The organism is Okeania sp. SIO2B9 (assembly GCF_010672505.1).
In the GTDB taxonomy this organism is placed as follows: Bacteria; Cyanobacteriota; Cyanobacteriia; order Cyanobacteriales; family Microcoleaceae; genus Okeania; species Okeania hirsuta.
In genome coordinates this window covers 1-2,995 of the sequence record NZ_JAAHGK010000971.1, presented here as the reverse complement: position 1 = coordinate 2,995, position 2,995 = coordinate 1, and the positions used below count along the sequence as shown (strand labels likewise).

The window sequence follows — 2,995 nt, the reverse complement described above, 5'->3', positions numbered from 1 at the left end:
TTCCGACTTAAGAAATCCTACAGAAGCTATTCATTCTGACTCCTGTATGTTTTTCTACCAATGGCTTTATCCGATAAAATTTAATTTATGAAATTATTTACAACTGCTTGATTGAGTAGTAATTTTCTTGTTAGTTTTCAACCTGAAATCTGAAGAGATTTTGGTGGAGATTTCAAAGTATATATCTGAGTTTCTGTAGCGATCGCCTGTCGTACATTCAAAGGTATTTGCAACATTCCTAACAAAGAAATACCATCCATAACTTTTAAACCACCGATAGTTTTTTCTGCTAATAAAAGGTCTACTTTTTCTGGGTTTGGTGTAGAGGAAAGTTCTTGGTCGGAAGCAATAACAAATCCTAATGGAGTTCCAAAACTGGCAGAATAAGGCTCTACAGAATAAGTATAATTAAACACAGTTTGTAAAGTTTTAAGCACGCGGACATGAAGATACATTTCGGCAGGAGAAATTGAACCTGCTTGTATCATAACAACTCCATCAGGAGATAAAATTTGGCGAATTTTTTGAAAGTATTCCTGAGTAAATAAGGGAAAAGACGGACCAGACTCAATAGGGTCTGTCAGATCGGAAATAATCACATCCCAAGTTTCTGAAGAAGAGTTTAAAAAATTCTGAGCATCATCAATAATTAGTTCTACCCGAGGGTCTTCAAAAGAATTTTGGTGCATTTCTGGTAGATACTTTTTGCAGGCATCTACTACTTCCCCATCTATATCAACCATAACTAATTTTTCTACAGTTTTCCAGCGTAATACTTCTCGTAATGTTGCTCCTTCTGCACCTCCAAGTACTAAGACTTTTTGTGGCGACCCATGAAAAATCATTGCTGGATGTACTAAGCATTCATGGTAGAGAAATTCTTCTTTGGTGCACGACTGCCACTTATTATCTAGTATTAAAGCTTTGCCATAAATACCTTCAACAATATGCATTTCCTGGTATTTAGTTTTTTGATAAACCAGCACTCGATCGATGCCATGTTTATAAATATCCCAAGGTGTAATTTGTTCAGCGAACCATAAGTTTGTATTAAGTTTAGCACCTGCCATTGATGGTTTTCCTCCGAATAAACATTTAATTGTAGCATTTTTAGACTTAAAGTCGGTATGGCGTTTTTATGTGGGATGTGGAAACCAAGTGTTATGAAAAAGGTATGGAGGGAATAGTAAAGAAGGGAGAACAGCATTAAATATTAGCAAATACAAGGAGGTAAAGCAATCAATAAGCGTGCTTTTTTTATTATAAAAAACCTTAACCTACATTTACATCTCATATAAAAAAACTATAGTTTAAATAAAAAAAAGAACAATTAAACGAGGGAATAAAAACCTAGTAATGGTCTATTCAGTTATCAGTTATCAGTAACTCCTGGAATAGGGAAGCTTTGAAGATTCAGGATTTTCTTTTTTATCTCTTTATAAAGATAAAAATTGAGGCCGGATATTTTTTGTTAATTTAAAAGAGAAAAAGGATTATTTTGACTCCTCAATACTTAACACCATATCCCAGTTTTATATATATTTTTATGCCTGCCTAGTTAATAAGTGCTGATAGAATTTTGAGGCATAAATAAGGAGGTATTTCAGTTTCCAGATTTTGGTTTCTTATCAAACTAAGAAAGGTTATAGCATTTCTCAAGTTACTGAGGTGCAATGACATTTCTTCTTTTCTCACAGGAGTGCGCTATTAGGTGCGACAAACGCACCTCGCGGGGTCACACCGCTATTCCCTGTTGCCCGAATTACTACTCCCTATTCCCTAAAACCAAGGAATTTTGTAGTTCACGCTTCTTAGGAATTGCTATATATTTTTTCTAGTGCGGGGATTAAATACTGAGTTAAGGTAAAAGCATCTACTCCTAACTCGGTTCGTTTTTTTGCTGCTAATATTGCTGCTTGAGCGTGCCACCAAACTGCTGTTTTGACAGCTTCTAGTGGTGGAGTTTGAGTTGAAGTAATAGCTAATAAACCTCCAACTAATCCTGTTAATACATCTCCACTACCTCCTCTTGCTAATGCAGGGGTACTTTCTGGATTAATCAATATTTTTTGACTATTGGCAATAATTGTTTTTGCTCCTTTGAAAACTAAAATCAGGTTACTGTTTTTAGTTACTTTTTTAGCTGATAATATCCGATTATTGAGTTGATTTTCTAGGTGTGGAAATAGACGTTTAAATTCTCCTGGGTGGGGTGTAATAATTGTTGGTGCTTGACGTTGACTGACTAAATAATTTTTCTCTAAATTATCACAAATATTTAAAGCATCAGCATCTAGAACTATCGGACAATTTACGGATAATATTGCTTCTATTATAGATTTAGGTTCTGTGGTTAAACCAGGTCCGCAGGCGATCGCTTCAAATTTACTTAAATCTATATCTTTTGGTAATTGTTTTATTGTTCCGGTTTCTGTTTCGGGACAACCAATAATTAGTACTTCTGGTAAATGATTATTTAGTATAGGTTTAATTGATTTTGGTACGGCAATTGATAACATTCCGACACCTGTTGCTCTAGCTCCTAATCCTGTTAAAATTGCTGCTCCACTATAACGATGGGAACCTACAATTAATAATAAATTACCGTTTTTATATTTATAGGTTGTTGGAGAAAGAGGTAAGGGGAAATTTGTTATAGCAGATGTTTTTGTGATTCTTTCAATAGTGGGAAATTCTCCTAAAATTTCTGTAATATCTGCCAGAGGAATATCAAAATCTATTAATTCGGATGTACCTATATATTCTAAGGCTTGGTCTTGTAAAAATGCTTGTTTCCACAGACCTAAACAAAATGTGTGTTTAGCAGAAATTGCTGTTCCTAAAACTTCTCCTGTATCTGTATGAATTCCAGAAGGTAAGTCGATACTAAATATCTGTTTTTTCCAACTATTAATTTGATTGATTGCTACAGCTAAATCTCCGGTAATTTCTCGTTCTAAACCAAAGCCAAATAAACCGTCTATGAGCAAGTCGC

Annotated in this window: 2 protein-coding genes; both read right to left on the bottom strand. The window is 34.6% G+C overall.

Annotation, left to right across the window (positions count from 1 at the left end):
- Positions 1-137: 137 nt before the first annotated feature.
- Positions 138-1,070: a spermidine synthase gene (locus F6K13_RS26165; protein ID WP_124154983.1), complete on the bottom strand. Its 933-nt coding sequence runs from the start codon at positions 1,068-1,070 to the stop codon at positions 138-140.
- 741 nt (positions 1,071-1,811) lie between these two features.
- The coding region (locus tag F6K13_RS26160; protein WP_287288865.1) for an NAD(P)H-hydrate dehydratase at positions 1,812-2,995 on the bottom strand (1,184 nt) is incomplete at its 5' end.